We start from the raw sequence: 19263 nt of genomic DNA on the forward strand, positions 1-19263 counted from the left end.
GATCAGACTGTAAATCTGACGGCTCTGCCTTCGAAGGTTCGAATCCTTCTCCCTCCACCATCTTTCAGAGAACCCGGTCTTGTGCCGGGTTTTCGCTTTTCTGCCTTCCACAAATCCCCTTCTTCTACAAAAAAACGGGAGGCCAGGCCTCCCGTCAAGATATGCACGCTCTCACCCCGAACCTGCTGGAGACAGCTGTCATCGGCAGGTCGGGCAGAGGGGGATGTCCCCCCAGGCACCTGTCTTGTCATCCGCGCCCCTTACAGGGTGAAGCGATAGAAGATATCCACCGCCTGGGCCACCCCGCTCATGGCCTGCAGATAGAGCCTTGGCATCAGCTCGTAGCGCAGCTTGAATTCGGCGATGGGGCTGAACACCCCGACCCCGTACTGGAACTGCAAGCCGGGCAGCAGGTAGGCCGACAGGGTCACCTGGGTGTCATCACCACTGCCTGCGGTATCGAGGGCCACGTCGCTCATGCCGAGGGACTCCCCGATGCTGGAGACCACGCCGCTCGCCTGGCTCACGGCCCCCGCCACCAGCAGGCCGTTGAAGCCGCCATCCTCGCCGCTGGTCTGCAATCCCTTGCCCCGCAACAGATAGGAGAGCTGTTCGGACTGCGCCATCTGCGGCTCGGAATAGACGGTGATCTTCGGCTTGGCGGCCGGCCCCGTCACCCGCACCCCGACGGTCACGTTGTCCTCGATGGTGTCCGGATCCCGATAGGTCTCGATGTTGAGATAGGGCTGATCGATGGGGCCGGAGAAGAGGATCCGCCCCTCCTTGATGATGAGGTTCTGGCCATAGGCCTTGAAGCGCCCGTCCCTGAGCTCCAGTTGCCCGTTGCCCGAGAGCGGCTTGGAGGGATCCTGGCGAATGTTGAGGGCCCCTCCCACCTTGGTCTTGAGTCCCTTGGCTTCAAGGCGGACGTCGTCCCCGAGCCGGATGGCGAGCCTGATCTCCATGGGCAGCGGTGCCGCCTTGGGGACCGGCGGCAGATCGTCGTAGATGACGGTGACGTCATCGGAGACCGCTACCGCGCTGTCTGGCAGGCTCTTGACCAGGATGCGCGACCAGGGGATGTCCACCTGCCCGGTCACCCTGGTCTCCTCCCCGAGAGAGATGGCGATGTCAGGGGTCACCCTGACCCGGCCCATGCCCGGGTACTGGGCTTCCAGCTCCTTGCCCTGAATGGTGAGGCTGCCGGTCACCGGCTGCTGGGCCCAGCTCAGCCAGCCCCCCAGCACCAGGGGGCCCTTGCCCACCATCATGGAGCCGTCGAGTTCGGCCCGGTTGCCTTCTATCTTGAGGCGGGTCACCAGCTTGGAGAGGGTCACCATGTCGGAGTGGGTCTGAACCTCCCCCTCCTTCAGGTTCAGCTCGCCATACAGCAGGGGGGCAGCCAGGGTACCGTCGAAGCGGGCATCCGCCGAGATGACCCCTTGCAGGGAGCGCACTTCGGGAATGAGGGGCGCAAAGGTCGCCAGCTTCAGATCGTCAAACCTGAGTTGACCGCCGAGGTTGCCGCGTCCGGCGGGATCCCGGATCAGCAGATCGGTGTCGATGTTGCCGATCTGCTCGGAAGCGAAATCGACCCGGATGGCGGCCTGCTGGCGCTCGAAATCGATCCCGAGCTCGAGGCGCTGGTAGTCGGTCTTGAGTTCGTCGGCGACGAAGGTCCCAGGCGTGGTACGCACGGTGGCGTGCAGGGTCGGCTGGTTGCCGCGCCAGCTGGCGCGCCCGTCGGCCGACAGCACCGCCTGCCAGCGGAAATTGTCCGGCAACCAGGGGCGCAGCCGCTTGAGATCAAATTCGTTCAGGGCAAATTCCAGATTGCCCTGGGACTGGGCTATCCGGCTCCCCTTGACGCAGAGACTGGCCTTCTGGGACGCGAGGCAGAGATCCCCCATGGTCAACTGCTGTTTTGGCAGATCCAGGTCCAGAGACCAGGGGGCGGCCAGCGCCCAGCGCTTGAGGGGGGTCTTGAGCTTCAGCTCGGCAAGGGCGCCACGCCAGTGGTCACCGCGCAGGCTGCCATTCAGGCTGAGGTCTGCCGCCAGGGGATCCCCCTTCATGGTCAAGGTGAGCCCGTGGCGCTCGAGATCGCCGCTCAGGTTCAGGGCGATTTGCGAGAGCTTGGTCTCCCCCTGCGCCAGGCTCGCCACCGTCACCGCCACCTCACCGGCGGGCTTCTCCCCGACCAGGGCGTTGGCCCTGATGACGGTCTCCTTGAGGACGGTGCCCGCGTAGGCGAGTCGGCCCGACACCAGATCGGCATTCACGCGCGGCGCCTGCTGGTTGCCGGTGACGCGCACCTGGCCCTTGATGTCCCCTCCCAGACCCGGGTAGATACCCCCAAGCTTGGGCGCATCCAGATCCGCATCCAGCTTCCAGGCCTGGGTCGTGAGCGAGCCTTTGGCCTGCAGCCGGTTGGGGCCGCTTTGCAGCGCCAGGGCCGGGATGGTCCACTCCATCTTGTCGTTGCCGCTGAGCCTGCCCTGCAAGGCCAGGGGATACTGGTTGAGCTTGCCATCCACCTTGAGCTCGGGCAGGGCCAGCTGCCAGTGGCCCGCCTCATCCAGATCGAAGCGACTGGTGATCTTGCCCGCCAGTGCCCCCTTGATCTCGGGCACCAGCTCCGCCGGGTTGATCCCCTTGAATTCGGTCGTCCCCTGCCACTGGACCCCCTTGCTCCAGGCCAGCTTGCCGTCGAGCTTGAGCTCCCCCTTGAGGGCCCCCAGCAGCAGCTCGATACGGCTCAGCTGGTTGAGATCCCCCTTACCCCAGAGCGCCACCTTGAAGGGGGGCACATCGGTCCCCTTGCCGGCGGTGTTGAGCGCAAACTGGTAACCGGAGAGCTTGCCCTTGGCGCTCAGGGTGCCCTTGTCCAGCCGATAGCTGGGCTCATCCTTGGCGGGCTTGTGCAGGGGCCAGGAGAGGCTCTTCCAGTCCAGCGCCAGATCGAAGGGCAGATCCGGGTCGAGGGCCGCGAGGGATCCTTTGAGATTGGCGCCCACCGGCCCCTTGGCCTTGAGTGCCAGCCCAAGCTTGCCCACAGAACCGTCCAGGACGAGATTGACCTGCTCCCCCTTGAGCTCCCCGTCCAGCAGCCCTTGACGCGCCTTGGCATCCAGAGTCAGGGTGAGGGGGTAATCCTCGTGCAGGCGCACCTGACCACTCAAGGCCAGATCCGCCATGGCATGGCGCAAGGAGAGCTCCCGGATGTCGATGCGCTCCTCCTCGGCGGTGGCCGACAGCAACAGGTTGTCTAGCCCCTCCACCAGCTCACCTTGCTGATAACGGAACGCCGTGGCTTTCAGCCCCTCCAGCTGGATGGGGAAAGGCAGTCGCACGGCCGGCAGCACCATGGGCTCGGGCTTGCTTGCGGCCTGCGTCTTGTCACCGGGGGCAGCCTTGCCCTCGCCGGCCGCCAGGGTGGCGCTTTTCTCATCCGCCGGTTTGGCACCCTTGTCACTGGCAGCCTCCGCCGGGGAGGGTGCCAGCACCACGTTCAGGCCATCGAGCACGGGGCCGCGCACGATGAGCCCGGCGCGATCCAGGGCGGCGCCAATGTCCAGATCCTTGAGGGTGATCGTCACGCCGGGCACCGCCACATCGAGATCGGCAACCTTGAGGCTGTCGACCTGGATTTTGAGCGGCAACGGATGCCAGACGAAGGGCTCCGACGGCTCTTCCGGCACCGGCTCGGACTCCGCCACTCGGACCACGGGGCGAGTCACCGCCAGAGACTTGATCCAGAGCTTGCCCTGCAGGAGCTTGCCCAGATCCCAGTCCAGCACGGCCCGCTCCACGGTGACATCCACCAGCTCGTCCTGCCAGCCAACCCCTTCGAAGGTCCAGCCATACCCGAGTTGCCCAGCCACCAGCTCCCCCTTGAGGGAGGGCAGCGCGGCTCTGGCCTGTTGCCACAACCACTTGTTGCCCTGATGGGTGAAGCCCAGCAGGCTGACGCCGATGAGCAGCAGGAAGAAGAGGCCCATGAGCCACAAGAAAATGCGTTTTACCCAGATCACGATGCAGACCCCTGCAAGGAAAGCAGCCGCAGCGGCCAGAAAAGAGAAAGAAGAGGATATGCGCCTGGTTGCCGGGTCATAGTTCCGGCCCCAGCGCGAAGTGCAGCCGCAGCGGCTTGTCCTCCTCGGAGATGCCCACCGCCAGATCGAGCCTGACCTGACCGATGGGGGTGACCCAGCGCACCCCGACCCCGGTGCCTATCTTCCAGGCCTCGCTGTAGTCGACGGTGGCGGTCCCGGCGTCCACGAACAGGGCACCGAGCCACTTCTCGCTGAAGCGGTAGTTGTACTCCAGGCTGCCGACGCTGGCGTAGCGTCCGCCGGTCAGCTTGCCATCGTCCCCCCGTGGCGAAATGGTCTCGTAACCGTAGCCCCGGACCGTCTGATCGCCGCCGGTGAAGAAGCGCAGGGAGGGGGGGACCAGGGAGAAATCATCCCCGACGATGGCCCCCTGTTCGGCCCGCATCAGGAAACGGTGATCTTCGCCCAGGGTGCGCAGCCACTTGCTGCGCCCCCACACCCGCATGAAACTGATGTCGGACCCCCAGTAGGGGCTCGAGAACTCCATCGTCAGTTGCTGGCGATCCCCCCAATCCGGCACCAGACCGCCGCGCACCCGCAGCCGTGACCAGGAGACGCCGGGGATCAGCAGCAGGCTGTTCCCCTCGTCCTGACCCTGGACGTAGCGCTCGTTCTCCAGGCGCACAAAGACGTCTCTGTCCCAGCTCTCCGGTCGGCGTGTCCAGCGGTGCACCCCGAAGGTGGCCAGATCGGAGCGGGTGTCGTTGTTGTCGGTGTATTGATAGCCCGCCTGCAGGGAGTAGTAATCCCGCAGCGGGTTGCCCACCGGGATCTGGTAGTCGAAGCTGAGCTCCGCTTCCGGCGCCGAGATCTTGGCGGTGCTGGAGAGGCGGTGACCATAGCGGTTCACCCAGGGTTTCTCCCAGGTGGCACTCAGGCGCGGCCCCACGTCCGTGGCATAACCGATACCGGTCTCAATTTCGTGATCGACCCGGTTGGAGAGGGTCACCTGCACCGGCACCCGGTTGCCCTCGGCCTGGCTGATCAGGGGTTTGATGTCCACCTGCTTGAACAGCTTGGTGGAGGAGACATCCTGGGACATCTCCGCCAGACGGATCGCCAGATAGGGGTCGCCGCTCTTGATGTTGATGAGCGGGCGGATCAGGTGCAGTGCCTCCGGCGTCGCGTCATAGCGGATCTCGCCGAAATGGTAGCGCGGGCCGGAGCGAAACAGGATGTAGATCTCCGCCTTGCCCTGTTCCGGGAAAACCTTGACCTGGCTCTTGCTGATCTTGGCGTCAAAATAGCCGCGGGCCAGCCCCAGACTGCCGAGATCCGCCTTGATGGATTCATATTTGCCGTGGTTGAGGGGATCTCCCTCCTTCAGGGGCAGCTTGTCCAGCAGCTCGCTGTACACCTCGTCGCTCCCCGCATCCCCTTCCAGCAGGATGTCGAGGCGCGAGATGATCACGGGTTCCCCCCGCTCAATCTCGATCACCACCTTGGCGGGCGCCTTCTTGTCGCGGTTCAGGGTGATCTTGGGCTGGTAGTAGCCATAGACCTGCAGCGCCTTCTGTACGCTCTCGGTGATCTTGGCGCGGGCGGGGCGGTACTGGCGTTCCTGGTAGACAGGCAGGGCGTTGAGGTAGGCCTCGACGTTGTCTTTCTGCTCTCCCCTGACCCCCTTGATCTGGTAGGTCAACTTGGCCGCCATGGCGGGCATCGCCATCAGCCAGAGAGCGAGGGCGAGCAGCAAGAGACCGGGCCCGGGGCGACGGGATCGCCCGGATGAAGTGCTCCCGGTGAGAAAAGTAGGATAGCATCCTGTCAAACGTCAGTTTCCCCGAATAACATGATTTAAAGATTGTGTTATTTAGTACGATACCGAGACTCATCCCGGGCGAGTGCCGCTCATCCTAGCATAATCGCGACGGCGAAATCCCACGCTCGGGGCCCCTTTGCGTGCCGCTCTGCCGCCCCCGGTGCGGGATCGCTTCGGCCCTGCAAGGAGCCAGCCGGGTGTGAGGAGCCAAACTGCGCACAATCCGGGCAAGGGGCGAACAAAACGCCACCACCGGCCCCGCCACGCCGGATCTCCCCTGGCGGCCTTGGGCTGGCAGCAGGGTCAGGCTCGTCGCGACAACCCTTGTCGGACACCCCGCATCCGGCGGGTTTCGTCAACCCGTCCCCCTCGACTTGCTCCGCGCCCTCTTCCCCACCCTGCCTGCTATTGAACAGGAAAATAAGTTTAAATCAATCACTTGAATAGATGGCACTAAAGCTTCGTTCAATTCAATCGATTTATCCCGCTGCCCCTGTGCTCCTGCCTGTCCCACACTGATCCCAATCATCGCAGGAGAGACCCCATGCACCTACGTAGCGAACAACTGGCTGACTACATCGCCGACCGACTCGAGTTCATCACCTTCCTGGCCTGCTGCAGCGCCCTGCTGGCCCTGCTGACCGGCATGAACGGCCAGCAGGCCCTCGCCTTCACCGCGCTCAATCTGCCCTTTGGCCTGGCCCTGCTGCTGGGCATGGCCCTGCTCGCTCCCCTGTCTGCCCACTGGCGCCTGCCCGGCATAGTTCTGCTGCTGGTGAGCGCAGCCCTGGCCACCCTGCAGATGGGGGGCAACTGGCTCAACCCCCTGGCCATCTGGAGCCTCTATGCCCTGCTGGGGCTGGAGATCCTCTGGCAATCCCGGGCCAGGGTCCCCCTGGCCACCGGCACCCGGAGCCGGGTCTCGCGCCCGAGGGGCTGACGTGGAGGCGCAATTGCAGTAATCTTGCGCCCCCTTTCCCCTCGCCGAGGAGCATTCCGATGAAAAAAGCCTGTGCCCAGCACATCCTGGTCAAGACCGAGAAACAGTGCCTGGAGATCAAGGAGAAGCTCGCCAAGGGCGCCGATTTCAGCCAGATGGCCAAGCGTTTCTCCACCTGCCCTTCCGGCAAGCGTGGCGGCGATCTGGGAGAGTTCTCCAAGGGGGACATGGTCAAGTCCTTCGACGATGCCGTGTTCAAGGGGGAGCTGCTGACCGTGCTGGGGCCGGTGCGCACCAAGTTCGGCTTCCACCTCATCAAGGTGCTCTATCGCAACTGATCCAGGGCGACGAGGCCATCGGCTCTCTGAGCCGCACGCCTGGGATTGATGATCATTTACTAACGTTATCAGGCAATTAAGTTTATCCTTCTGGGCATAGTTCCATCCTGTCCCGTGGATCCCTCATATGCACAGCTCTTTGTGGTGGCCGCTGCTGACCTGGCTATTGCCCCTTTGCGGGGCCCTTGGCAGCCGCGCCCATCTCTGGCCCTGGTGGCTCGGCTTCATCCTCTGTCTCGCGAGCGCCCTGATCAGCCTGTGGCTGCTGCTGCGCCTGCCCTGGCGCTATCGCCGCACCGCCAACCTGTGGCCCGATGCCTGGGGCATCGCCCCCCTGCTGTTGCCCCTGCTGTTCATTGTTCAGGCCTTGCGCTCGCCGCTCACCAACGACGTCAGCACGGATCCCTACCATCCGCCACGGCTCCAGTGGGCCGAGCAGCTCAGAAGCCCGGAGGATCTCCCGGTCTCCCCCCCGCCCCTGCAACTATTTCCAGGCAACCCCGGTCCTCTCTATACCCGGGCATCCCCGGTCGAAGTGCTCGCGGAAGCCGAGGAACTGATGACGGAGCTGGGCTGGCAGGTTCGCCCGGGCAGCGAGGGTATCGATGCCGTCGTCACCACCGGCTGGTTCGGGTTTCAGGATGACGTGGCCCTGCGGGTCTTTGCCGGGCCCAAAGAGACCCGTATCGACATGCGCTCCGCCTCGCGCCAGGGGCGCAGCGATCTGGGGGTCAACCGGGCACGGATCATCGATTTCCTGAATCGGTTGAACGAGCGCCTGGGCGGGGCCTACAAGCCCAAGATGGAGAAGCTCAAAGAGGAACAAGATGCGCATTGAGGTCAAACCGGACCGGGCCTACGCCTGGTTCATCCGCCCCTTCTTCTGGCTGCAGAAACGCAACTACGGTCAGGTGCTGATCCCGGGCAAGTGCTGGGGGCGCTCCCCCAGGCTGTTCGCCGCGGTCGCCACCCTCTACGGCGTCATCAACCGCAAGCGCTCCCCCATCGACCCCGTGCTGCGCTCCCTGGTGACGGTGCGGGTCTCCCAGCTCAACTGGTGTCGTTTCTGTGTCGACATCAACGCCATGACCCTCGTCAAGCGGGCAGGCTCCAGCGACAAGGTGGAGGCGCTGGCCCGGTGGCGCGACAGCCCCTTGTTCGACGAGCGGGAGCGGGCCGTGCTGGACTATGCCGAGGCCATGACCGGGCTGGATGGCGTGAGCGACGAGCAGGCCGCCCGCCTCAAGCCCTGGTTCGATGACGACGCCCTGGTGGAGCTCACCGGCCTCATCGCCTTCCAGAACATGTCCGCCAAGTTCAATGCCGCTCTCGACATCGCTCCCCAGGGGTTCTGCCAGTTGCCGGTGCAACCCGAGCGCACCCTCGACAAGGGGCAGGGATGAACCAGGCACGCCTGCTGCTGTTGCTGGCGATGGGGGCCCTGGTCGGCACCTTCTTTGCCCTCGACCTTGACCACTATCTGAGCCTCACCCAGTTGCAGGTTCATCAGGCGCGCCTGGCCCTTTGGGTCGACCGCCATGTTGTCGCAGCCAGCCTGCTGTTTCTGGTGATCTATGTGCTCACCACCGCCCTCTCCCTGCCGGGGGCGGCCCTGCTCACCCTGGCGGGCAGCGCCGTCTTCGGCATTCTGTGGGGGCTCTTGCTGGTCTCCTTTGCCAGCTCCCTCGGCGCCACCCTGGCCTTTCTCAGCGCCCGCTTCCTGCTGAGGGACTGGGTCGAGACGCGCTTTGGCGACAAGCTGGCGAACATTCAGGCCGGCATGCAAAAGGAGGGGGCCTTCTATCTGTTGAGCCTGCGCCTCATCCCCCTCTTCCCCTTCTTTCTGGTCAACCTGGTGATGGGGCTCACCCCCATCAGAGTCAGCACCTACTACTGGGTCAGCCAGCTCGGCATGCTGCCGGGCACCCTCGTCTACGTGCTGGCGGGGAGCGAGCTGGCTACCCTCACCAGCACAGGCAACCTCTTCTCCCCCGGCCTGCTGGCCGCCCTGACCCTGCTCGGCCTGATGCCCTGGCTGATGCGTGCCTTGCAGCGCCGTCTCGCCCTCTACCGGTTGCACGCCCCCTACCGCAAGCCTGCGCGCTTTGACTACAACCTGCTGGTGATAGGTGCCGGCGCCGGAGGCCTGGTCACCAGCTACATCGCCGCCGCGGTGAAAGCCAGAGTGGCCCTCATCGAGCAGCACAGGATGGGAGGGGATTGCCTCCATACCGGCTGCGTCCCCTCCAAGGCGCTGATCCGAAGCGCCCGCTTCGCCTTTGAACAGCGCAAGGCCGGGGAGCTTGGTTTTACCCCGAGCCAGAGCCGCGCCGACTTTGCCGCCGTGATGGCGCGGGTCGCCCGGGTCATCGAGGAGGTCGAACCCCACGACTCGGTGGCGCGCTATGAAGGACTTGGGGTGGAGTGCATCCAGGGGCGGGCGCTGGTCACCTCTCCCTGGGAGGTGGAGGTCAACGGCAAGCGCCTGACCAGCCGTCGTATCGTGATCGCCACCGGCGCCCGCCCCCGGGTACCCGCACTGCCGGGGCTGGACGGGGTTCCCTACCTCACCTCCGACACCCTCTGGCAGCGACTGCGCGAGCCCCCCCGCCATCTGCTGGTGCTGGGAGGGGGCCCCATCGGCTGCGAGCTGGCCCAGAGCCTGGCCCTGCTCGGTATCCCCGTCACCCTGGTGGAGCAAGGCCCTCAGCTGCTGCCCCGGGAAGATAGGGACGTCGCCGGGGCTCTGGCCGCGCAGCTGGAGCACGACGGCGTCACCCTGCACCTCGGCTGGCAGGCTACCTCGGCCGAGTATATGGACGGTAAAGGCGCCAACCTGCCCATCCGGCTGTACCTGCGCCGGGGGGACGAGACGCTGGTGGTTGAGGGGGACCAGCTGCTGCTGGCCCTTGGCCGGGAGGCCAACGTGAGCGGTTTCGGCCTGGAGGCGCTGGGGGTTGAACTGGCCCCCGGCGGCACCCTGGCCATCGACGGCTTCCTCGCCACCAACTACCCCAGCATCCTGGCGGTGGGGGACGTTGCCGGCCCCTACCAGTTCACCCATTTTGCCGCCCATCAGGCCTGGTATGCCGCCATCAACGCCCTCTTTGGCCAGTTCAGGCGCTTTCGGGCAGACTACAGGGTCATGCCGGCGGCCACCTATACCAGTCCGGAGATAGCCCGGGTCGGCCTCAACCAGAAAGAGGCTCTGGCCCGGGGCATCCCCTTCGAGTCGACCCGCTTCGAGATGGCCGAGCTGGACAGAGCCATCGCCGACGGCGAGTCAGGGGGCTTCGTCGAGGTGCTGACGGTGCCGGGCCGTGACAGGATACTCGGGGCCACCATAGTGGGTGCTCACGCCGGCGAGCGGATCGCCGAGTTTGCCCTCGCCATGCGCCACCGCCTGGGACTTGGCAAGATCCTCGCCACCGTTCACCCCTACCCCACCCTGATGGAGGGGAACAAGTACGTGGCTGGCGCCTGGCGCCGTGCCCGCCAGCCCGGGCGCCTGCTGGCGCTGCTGGCCCGTTATCACCGCTGGCGCCTCGGCGCCTGACTCTGACGAGGCAACCATCATGTTCACGACCCGACTTCGCGCCCTGCTCCGTCCCCTGATGGCCGCTGTCCCCCTGCTGCTTGCCTCCCCGCTCCACGCCAATGACGCGTCGTGGCAGCAGACCCTGCTGGCCGCCAGGGGGCAGACCGTCTACTTCAACGCCTGGGGGGGCAGCCCCGAGATCAACGCCTACCTGGTGTGGGCGGGGCAGGAGATCGCTCGCCAGTACCAGGTCGAACTGGTGCAGGTGAAGGTGGATGACATCGCCCAGAGCGTGAGCCAGTTGCTGGCCGGCAAGCAGGCTGGCAAGACGTCGAACGGCCCCATCGACCTGCTCTGGGTCAACGGCGAGAACTTCAAGGCGCTCAAGGAGCAGGGGCTGCTGGGGGCCCCCTTTACCGACGAGCTGCCCAACATGGGCCTGGTGGACACCGCCCTGCCGGTGAGTGAAGACTTCACTGTGCCGGTCGAGGGGCTCGAGGCCCCCTGGGGCATAGGCCAGCTCAATCTGATGGTGGATGGCGACCAGGTAGACATTCCTCCCACCTCGGCGGCCGCCCTGCTTGCCTGGACCAAGGCTCACCCCGGCCGCTTCACCTACCCCAAGCCTCCCCAGTTTCACGGCTCGAGCTTTCTCAAGCAGATCCTGCTGGAGCTGACACCGGATCCGGCGCCCCTCTATCGGGAGGCGACCGATGCCGACTTCCTTCGCATCACCGCCCCTCTCTGGGCCTGGCTCGACCAGCTTCACCCCGCGCTCTGGCGAAAGGGCAGGCTCTTCCCCACCGGCGCCGCCGAAACCAGGCAGTTGCTCGATGACGGCGAGCTGGCCATGGCCATCAGCTTCAACCCGGGGGAAGCCCAGAGTTCGGTGCAAAACGGCACCCTGCCCCCCACCGTCCAAGCCATCGCCATGGAAAAAGGGGCGCTCACCAACAGCCATTTCCTCGCCATCCCCTTCAATGCCTCCGCCCGGGCCGGGGCCAAGGTGGTGGTCAACTTCCTGCTGAGCCCCGCCGCCCAGGCGCGCAAGAGCGACCCCGCCTTCTGGGGGGATCCCAGCGTGCTGCGCCAGGAGGCGCTGCCAGGCCAGACCCGTCCGGCATTGCGCTTCAAGGGAGTGGCAGAGCCCCACCCCAGCTGGCAGACGCGGCTGGAAGCGGCCTGGGCCGAGCGCTACGGCCACTGATCCATCATGCAGGCGCGCGCCCCTCTTCTCCTCCTGCTGCCCTTTTTGATGCTGGGAGCCTTGCTGCTGGGGATCCCGCTCGCCGGGGGCCTGCTGTGGCTGGTCATCGAGGGGCTCTCCCCCGCCAATCTATCCCTCTTGCTCCCCCAGCCCGGACTCTGGCACTCCGCAGGGTTGAGCCTCTGGGTGGCGGGGGCCTCCACCCTGGGGGCCCTCGGCGCCACCGCCCTGCTGCTCGCCCAGGGGGACGGGCGTCCCTGGATGCGCTGGCTGCGCCGCCTGCTCTCCCCCCTGCTGGCGCTTCCCCACGTCGCCTTTGCCATCGGCATCGCCTTTCTGATCGCTCCCTCCGGCTGGCTGCTGCGCCTCGTCGCCCCCCTGCTTGACCTCACCCATCTGCCCCCGGACTGGCAAACCCTCAAGGATCCCTGGGGCCTTGGCCTCATCGTGGTGCTCATCCTCAAGGAGACCCCCTTCCTGCTGCTGATGGCGCTGGCGGCACTGGATCCCGCCAAGGTGGCGCGCCAGCAGTGGCTGGGGGCCAGCCTCGGCTTCAGTGCCCCCCGGATCTGGTGGCGCCTGCTGCTGCCCGCCCTCTGGCCCGCCCTGCGACTGCCCCTCTACGCGGTGGCCGCCTATGGTCTGGCGGTGGTGGATCTCGCCCTGCTGCTGGGGCCGGATGCCCCGCCGCCCCTGGCGGTGCGACTCTGGCTCTGGTATCAGGATGCCGACCCCGCCTGGCGCGGCGCCAGTGCCAGCGGCGCCCTCTTGCTGCTCGCCCTCAACCTGCTGCTGCTTGGCGCCATCAGGCTGCTGGAGCGGGCCCACCTCACCCTCGGCAAGGCTCGCTGGCTGGATGGGCGACGCGCCCCCGCCTCGCCCTGGCCCGCACTCATTGCCCGCATCGGCGTGTGGGGGCTGCTCCTGACCAATCTGCTGGTGCTCGCCGCCCTGCTGCTCTGGTCCCTGACCCGGCGCTGGTCTTTTCCCGCCCTCTGGCCGAGCGAATGGAGCAGCCACCACTGGCAGGCTCTGCTGCCGAGCCTGGGCCCGCTGCTGTGGCAGAGTCTGTGGCTGGCCCTGCTCTGCGCCGCGCTCTCCCTGCTGCTGGCGGTGCTCTGTCTCGAGACGTTGCCTGCGCGCCGCGCCGCACGCACCCTCTGGCTTGTCTGCCTGCCTCTGCTGCTGCCCCAGGCCAGCCTGCTGTTTGGATTGCGCCTTCAGACCGACGGGCTGGGATTCACTGGCATAGGCCCTGCCTGGGTACTCTGGAGCCAGTTGATCTTCGTCTTTCCATACGTCTATCTCTGCCTGCACGGCCCCTATCGCCAGTTCGACGAGCGCCTCACCCGGGTGGCCCTCACGCTCGGGACCAGCCCCTGGGGGGCCTGGTGGCGAGTCAAGGGTCCCCTGCTCGCCCGCCCCCTGTTGTTCGCCTTCGGTGTCGGGGCGGCAGTGAGCCTGGCCCAATACCTGCCGACCCTGCTGTTCGGGGGCGGGCGGGTCGTCACCATCACCACGGAGGCGGTGGCCATCGGCAGCGGCCTCAACCGGCGGCTGGCGGGGCTCTACGGCCTGCTGCAACTCCTGCTGCCCCTGTTCATCTATGCCCTGGCGCTCTGGCTGCCGCGGCGCATCAACCCCGCCCTGAGGCCCTGACCCGATGCTGCACACCTCCGCACTCATCCTCTTCCTCGACGACGCCCCCCTGCTGACGCTCCCCCCCCTCAGGGTGGCCCCGGGCGAGGTACTCACCCTGATGGGACCGAGCGGCTGTGGCAAGAGCTCCCTGCTGGCGGCGCTGGCGGGAGTGCTGCCACCCGGGGGGCCCATCCGGCTGACCGGGGACATCCTGCTCGGCGCACATCGCCTCACCCCGCTGCCCCCCCAGGAGAGGGGCGTCGGCATCCTGTTTCAGGATGACCTGCTGTTTGCCCACCTGACGGTGGCCGAAAATCTGATGTTCGGCATGCCGGCGCATCTCAAGGGGATGGCGGCAAGGCAGACCCGGGCCCGCGAGGCGCTGGCCGAGGTCGGGCTGGAGGCTCAGGCGGACAAGCTGCCCGGGGCGCTCTCAGGTGGCCAGAAAGCCCGCGTCAGCCTACTGCGTGCCCTGCTGGCCGAGCCCAGGGCATTGCTGCTGGACGAGCCCTTCTCCCGCCTCGACAAGCCGCTGCGGGCGGCATTCAGAACCCTGGTGTTCGAGCGCCTGCGCACGCAGGCCATCCCCGCGCTGCTGGTGACCCACGACGAAGAGGATGCGCCGGGCACCGTCTTGCAGCTGATCCCCCCAGCCATCCCAGAAGAGGAGCACCACCTTGTTTGATCGCCACCTGATCCCGGTTATCCGCCTCCCCCTCGCCGCACTCGCCCGCCCCCTGTGCCGGGCCGGGGTGAGCGCCAACCAGGTGAGCCTCGCCGGCTTTCTCATCGGCATGCTGGCGCTGCCGCTGCTGGCCTTTGGCTGCTATCAGTGGGCGTTGGCGGCGATTCTGCTCAACCGGCTGCTGGACGGGCTGGATGGCGCCGTGGCGCGGGAAACGGGCATCACCGACTGCGGCGGGTTTCTCGACATCACGCTGGATTTCATCTTCTACGCCGCCGTGGTGCTGGGCTTTGCCCTCGCCGACCCGGCCAACGCCCTGGCCGCCGCCACCCTGCTGTTCGCCTTCATGGGCACGGGATCGAGCTTTCTGGCCTTTGCCATCATGGCGGGTAAACGGGACATCGAGAGCCCCGTCTACCACCACAAATCCCTCTACTATCTGGGCGGGCTCACCGAGGGGAGCGAAACCATCGCCCTCTTCGTGATCATGTGCCTCTGGCCCGCCGCCTTCGTGCCACTGGCCTACGGTTTCGCCCTGCTCTGTGCCATCACGACCCTGACCCGGATCTGGAGCGGCTACCACACCCTGCGCTGACGGGATCCCGGGGAGCGCGCCGGCACGGAGCACTTGCGCCTGCACGCCAATGTTTTACCATGACGGCACTCTTTTTCAGGCTCACGAGAACCCTATGCGTCGCCTTGTCTGTGTCCTCTCCCTGTTTCCCCTGATCTACGGCTGCAGCAGCACGCCGGCGCCCAAGCCCGTGGTCAAACCCCAACCCAACAGCGCCTTCATCAACCAGACGCCGCCGAGCAAACCCTTCTACGGGCAGGTGAGCCAGCCCGGGGTCAGCAAGGGGGACTTCGCCAATCGTTCCAACGTGGACAACTTCGTGCAGCGGATGGTGCAAAAGCACGGCTTCGACAGCGCCGAGCTGCACCGGGTGCTGGCCCAGGCCGAGCGTTATGACTGGATCATCAAGCTGATGGACGCCCAGGCCCCCACCACCAGGCCGCCCACCGGTCCGACCGGCGCCTGGAACCGCTACCGCGCCAAGTTCATCACCCCGGACAACGTACAGAACGGCGTCAACTTCTGGCGTGAATACGAGAGTGAACTCAACCGGGCGCAGCAGATCTACGGGGTGCCACCCGAGATCATCGTCGGCATCATCGGGGTGGAGACCCGCTGGGGTCGGGTGATGGGCAAGACCCGCATTCTCGACGCCCTGGCGACCCTGGCATTTGACTACCCGCGCCGCGCCGACTTCTTCACCGGCGAGCTGGAAGCCTTCCTGGTGATGACCCGGGATGAGGGGATGGATCCCACCGAACCCAAGGGCTCCTATGCCGGGGCCATGGGCTACGGCCAGTTCATGCCGTCGAGTTTTCGCAACTACGCGGTGGACTTCAACGGCAACGGCCACACCAACCTGTGGGATCCGGTGGATGCCATCGGCAGCGTGGCCAACTACTTCAAGGCCCACGGCTGGGAGAAAGGGCAGCCGGTGGCAGTACGCGGCCAGGGACAGCTGCCGGGCTATGAGCACGGCTTCCAGACCCGCTACCCGGTGGCCACCCTGCGCGGTGCCGGGCTGGCTCCCACCGGCTCCCTTGGCAATCACAAGGAGGCGAGCCTGCTGCGTCTGGATGTCGGCACCGGTTACCAGTACTGGTACGGCTTGCCGAACTTCTACGCCATCACCCGCTACAACCACAGCACCCACTACGCCATGGCGGTATGGCAGCTTGGCCTTGCCGTCAGGGATGCCAGAGGCGGCTACTGAGCCAGCCTCAATGCCAACGAAAACGGGCCCGCAGGCCCGTTTTTTTATTCGTTTTCCAGCAGCCAGCGTTTGAGCAGGGCGGCCAGCTGCTCCTGATCGGCCAGGCTCAATGGGGCCAGCAGGCGGCGCTCGTTCGCCACGTGCTGTTCCACCGCATGGTCAACCAGCTCCCGCCCCGGCTCCGTCAGGCAGACCAGCAGGCTGCGCCTGTCATCGGGGGAGGCTTCACGTCTTATCAGGCCACGCTGCTCCAGCTTGTCGAGCCGGGCAGTCATGGCCCCTGAACTCAGCATGGCGGACTGGTAGAGCGCGGTCGGAGTCAGCGGCTCACCGGCCCGACGCAGGGTCGCCAGGATATCGAAGTCAGACCCCAGCAGACCGCACTCCTTGAGGGTCTCGCTCACTTCGCGCCCGGCGATCGCCGCCATGCGCGCCACCCGCCCCAGCACCCCCATGGGGGAGCAGTCGAGGTCCGGGCGCTGCCGGGCCCACTGGGCCAGCAGCTGATCTACATGATCACTCTCCATTCGGGCTCCATTATCTTTACATGAAGATACTTGATAATAAACCAACTCGCGGCTAATGTATCTTTACTTAAAGATACTTTGTTGCGAGATAACCATGCCACTGCTGATCGCCCTGCTCGCCCCCCTGCTCTGGGGCAGCACCTATGCCGTCGTCAGTCTCTACCTGACCGACTACTCCCCCTACTGGGTGGCCGTGTGGCGCGCCCTCCCCGCCGGGGTGCTGCTGCTGTTACTCCATCCCCGCAGGCCGCCTCTCGTCTGGAGCAGGCAGTTCCTGCTGGCGTTTTGCAACATCACCGCCTTCTTCGCCCTGCTGTTCGTGGCGGCGTTTCGCCTGCCAGGCGCCGTGGCGGGTACGTTGGGAGCGACGCTGCCCCTCATCCTGATGGGGCTGGCCTGGCTGCAAGACGGTGTCAGACCGACGCTCAAGTGGCTGTTGCTGGGGGTGATGGGGCTCGTCGGGGTGCTCTTGTTGCTCAATCCCTCTGCCAATCTGGATCCCGTCGGCGTGGTGTGCGCCCTGCTCGCCACCCTGCTCATCGGCCAGTCGAGTCGCTGGATGCAACGCTGGCCGGTGGACGATCTGCTGGCCCTGACCGCCTGGCAGCTGCTGCTGGGCGGCCTGATGCTGATCCCGCTGGCCTGGTGGCTGGCCGGCCCCATGCCCCTGCCCAGGGCTGACGCCACTCCCGGGCTTATCTGGCTGGTGATCCTCAACACGGCCCTGGCCTACTGGGCCTGGCTCTGGGGACTCAAACGCCATGGCCCGGAGGTGATGGGGATGCTGGCCCTCACCAACCCCATGGTGGCGGTCTCCTGCGGTGTGCTGATGGTGGGAGAAACCCTGGATGGCCGTCAGTGGCTCGGCATCGGCACCATCCTGCTCTCTCTCTTCCTGATGAAGCTGCCTGCCCGCCCCTTCCTCAAGCGCTGGCAGAACCGCAAAGCCGCCACCGGCAGCGTCGACAACGGCTGATCCGCAGTCAACCCGACACAATAAAGAAGAGGAGCCACCAGGGCTCCTCTTTCAAATGGGTTGTTGCCGTGAGGGTCAGACCCCGGCTTTGGCCAGGGCGGCGGAGACGATCTGCTGGGCTTCCTGCTGGATGAGGTCCAGGTGCGCCTCCCCCTTGAAGCTCTCCATGTAGATCTTGTAGATGGACTCTGTACCGGAGGGGCGCGCCGCGAACCAGCCGTTCTCGGTCACCACTTTCAGGCCGCCGATGGCGGCATCGTTGCCAGGCGCCTTGGTCAGCTTGGCGAGGATGGGCTCACCAGCCAGGGTAGAGGCTTCCACCAGGGCCGGATCCAGCTTGGAGAGCACCGCCTTCTGGGCGCTGTTGGCCGGGGCATCGATGCGGCGGTAGCTGGAGCGGCCGAATCTGGCTTCGAGCGCATCGTAGTGGGCCTGGGGATCCTTGCCGGTCACCGCCAGGATCTCGGCCGCCAGCAGCGCCAGGATGAAGCCATCCTTGTCGGTGGTCCAGACGGTACCGTCCTTGCGCAGGAAGGAGGCACCCGCGCTCTCCTCGCCGCCAAAGCCGAACTCGCCGCTGTAGAGACCGTCCACGAACCACTTGAAGCCGACCGGCACCTCTTTGAGGGTGCGACCGATCTCGCCGGCCACCCGGTCGATCATGGAAGAGGAGACCAGCGTCTTGCCGACGGCCGCCCCCTTGGGCCAGCCGGTTCTGTGGGTGAACAGATACTGGATGGCCACCGCCAGATAGTGGTTCGGGTTCATCAGGCCCGCCTTGGTGACGATGCCGTGACGGTCGTAGTCAGGGTCATTGCCAAGGGCGATGTCGAACTTGTCTTTCAGGGCAATCAGGCTCGCCATGGCGAACGGGCTGGAACAGTCCATCCGGATCTTGCCGTCTTTATCCAGGGTCATGAAGGAGAAGGTCGGGTCGACCTTGTAGTTCACCACCTCGATGTCCAGACCGTAACGCCTGGCGATGACGTCCCAGTAGGCGACGCCGGAGCCACCCAGCGGATCCACGCCGATCTTGATGCCAGCCTGCTTGATGGCGGCCAGATCCAGCACATTTTCGAGATCATCCACATAAGGGGTGACATAGTCGTGTTCCACCACGAACGGGCTCTTGAGGGCCTCGGCAAACGGCATCCGCTTCACGCCGGCCAGGCCCGCTTCCAGGATCGCGTTGGCGCGGTCTTCCACCCACTTGGTGATCTCGCCTTCGGCAGGACCGCCGTGGGGCGGGTTGTATTTGAAGCCACCATCTTCCGGCGGGTTGTGGGACGGGGTGATCACCACGCCGTCCGCCTGCGCCACGGGTTTGCCTGCGTTGTGACGCAGGATGGCATGGGAGATGACCGGGGTCGGCGTGAAGCCGAGGCCGGCCTGAATGCGGGTCTCGACACCGTTGGCCGCCAGCACTTCCACCGCGCTGGCAAAGGCGGATTCGGACAGGGCATGGGTATCCATGCCGACGAACAGCGGCCCCGTGATACCGGCCTGCTGGCGGTACTCCACCAGCGCCTGGGTCACCGCCAGAATGTGGGATTCGGTGAAGGCGCTGTGCAGGGCGCTGCCGCGGTGACCGGAGGTGCCGAAGGCGACCCGCTGCTCAGGGCGGCTCATGTCCGGCTTGTTGAGGTAGTAGGCGCTGACCAGACGGGGAATGTTGGTCAGATCGCAAAGACGAGCCGGCTGACCGGCGTGGGAATGCTGTGCCATGGCGTTTTCCTTGAGCTGAGCC

General features: G+C 65.8%; 15 protein-coding genes. 11 read left to right on the forward strand and 4 right to left on the reverse strand.

What is annotated here, in order from left to right; all coding sequences use genetic code 11:
* Nucleotides 1-260 precede the first annotated feature (260 nt).
* Complete coding sequence (gene tamB / locus BGO64_RS15385) at nucleotides 261-4034, reverse strand: autotransporter assembly complex protein TamB (protein ID WP_286700968.1); 3774 nt, start codon at nucleotides 4032-4034, stop codon at nucleotides 261-263.
* Between the two features lie 76 nt (nucleotides 4035-4110).
* Entirely contained in the window at nucleotides 4111-5886 is a 1776-nt protein-coding gene (gene tamA, locus BGO64_RS15390) for an autotransporter assembly complex protein TamA (protein WP_104452689.1), read from the reverse strand.
* 535 nt (nucleotides 5887-6421) lie between these two features.
* Between tamA and BGO64_RS15395 the strand changes: the two genes are divergently transcribed.
* From BGO64_RS15395 to mltB, 10 genes are all read left to right on the forward strand, one after another.
* Nucleotides 6422-6817 carry a hypothetical protein gene (locus tag BGO64_RS15395; protein ID WP_286700969.1) on the forward strand — a complete coding sequence of 132 codons (396 nt, stop codon included), beginning with the start codon at nucleotides 6422-6424 and terminating at the stop codon, nucleotides 6815-6817.
* Between the two features lie 59 nt (nucleotides 6818-6876).
* Nucleotides 6877-7155 (forward strand): peptidylprolyl isomerase, encoded by a 279-nt coding sequence (locus tag BGO64_RS15400; RefSeq protein ID WP_039039827.1) that lies wholly within the window; start codon nucleotides 6877-6879, stop codon nucleotides 7153-7155.
* Between the two features lie 127 nt (nucleotides 7156-7282).
* On the forward strand, nucleotides 7283-7993 hold the full coding sequence (locus BGO64_RS15405) for a DUF1499 domain-containing protein (protein WP_286700970.1): 711 nt from the start codon (nucleotides 7283-7285) through the stop codon (nucleotides 7991-7993).
* A complete protein-coding gene (locus BGO64_RS15410; protein ID WP_286700971.1) occupies nucleotides 7983-8558 on the forward strand; it encodes a carboxymuconolactone decarboxylase family protein in 576 nt (191 codons plus the stop codon). The genes BGO64_RS15405 and BGO64_RS15410 overlap by 11 nt, the downstream gene beginning before the upstream one ends.
* Nucleotides 8555-10711 carry a dihydrolipoyl dehydrogenase family protein gene (locus BGO64_RS15415; protein ID WP_286700972.1) on the forward strand — a complete coding sequence of 719 codons (2157 nt, stop codon included), beginning with the start codon at nucleotides 8555-8557 and terminating at the stop codon, nucleotides 10709-10711. Before BGO64_RS15410 ends, BGO64_RS15415 begins: the two co-directional genes overlap by 4 nt.
* Before the next feature lie 19 nt (nucleotides 10712-10730).
* Nucleotides 10731-11900 carry an ABC transporter substrate-binding protein gene (locus BGO64_RS15420; RefSeq protein ID WP_502686727.1) on the forward strand — a complete coding sequence of 390 codons (1170 nt, stop codon included), beginning with the start codon at nucleotides 10731-10733 and terminating at the stop codon, nucleotides 11898-11900.
* A gap of 48 nt (nucleotides 11901-11948) precedes the next feature.
* The gene (locus tag BGO64_RS15425; RefSeq protein ID WP_286700973.1) at nucleotides 11949-13559 is read left to right on the forward strand and encodes an ABC transporter permease family protein; all 1611 of its coding nucleotides are present in this window, start codon (nucleotides 11949-11951) and stop codon (nucleotides 13557-13559) included.
* Between the two features lie 4 nt (nucleotides 13560-13563).
* Nucleotides 13564-14226 carry an ATP-binding cassette domain-containing protein gene (locus BGO64_RS15430; RefSeq protein ID WP_286700974.1) on the forward strand — a complete coding sequence of 221 codons (663 nt, stop codon included), beginning with the start codon at nucleotides 13564-13566 and terminating at the stop codon, nucleotides 14224-14226.
* Nucleotides 14219-14821 carry a CDP-alcohol phosphatidyltransferase family protein gene (locus BGO64_RS15435; RefSeq protein ID WP_286700975.1) on the forward strand — a complete coding sequence of 201 codons (603 nt, stop codon included), beginning with the start codon at nucleotides 14219-14221 and terminating at the stop codon, nucleotides 14819-14821. The genes BGO64_RS15430 and BGO64_RS15435 overlap by 8 nt, the downstream gene beginning before the upstream one ends.
* 94 nt (nucleotides 14822-14915) lie before the next feature.
* A complete protein-coding gene (gene mltB, locus BGO64_RS15440; protein WP_041212714.1) occupies nucleotides 14916-16013 on the forward strand; it encodes a lytic murein transglycosylase B in 1098 nt (365 codons plus the stop codon).
* A 44-nt stretch (nucleotides 16014-16057) separates the two neighbouring features.
* On the opposite strand, the gene BGO64_RS15445 is transcribed toward mltB, so the two are convergent.
* Nucleotides 16058-16540, reverse strand: coding sequence for a MarR family winged helix-turn-helix transcriptional regulator (locus tag BGO64_RS15445; RefSeq protein WP_286700976.1), 483 nt, complete (start codon nucleotides 16538-16540; stop codon nucleotides 16058-16060).
* A 94-nt stretch (nucleotides 16541-16634) separates the two neighbouring features.
* On the opposite strand from BGO64_RS15445, the gene BGO64_RS15450 reads away from it, so the two are divergent.
* A complete protein-coding gene (locus BGO64_RS15450; protein WP_286700977.1) occupies nucleotides 16635-17516 on the forward strand; it encodes a DMT family transporter in 882 nt (293 codons plus the stop codon).
* 75 nt (nucleotides 17517-17591) lie between these two features.
* On the opposite strand, the gene pgm is transcribed toward BGO64_RS15450, so the two are convergent.
* Nucleotides 17592-19241 carry a phosphoglucomutase (alpha-D-glucose-1,6-bisphosphate-dependent) gene (gene pgm / locus BGO64_RS15455; RefSeq protein ID WP_010674109.1) on the reverse strand — a complete coding sequence of 550 codons (1650 nt, stop codon included), beginning with the start codon at nucleotides 19239-19241 and terminating at the stop codon, nucleotides 17592-17594.
* Nucleotides 19242-19263: the final 22 nt, after the last annotated feature.

Origin of the sequence: Aeromonas sp. 62-46 (genome assembly GCF_001898585.1) — a bacterium.
GTDB classification, from domain to species: Bacteria; Pseudomonadota; Gammaproteobacteria; order Enterobacterales; family Aeromonadaceae; genus Aeromonas; species Aeromonas caviae.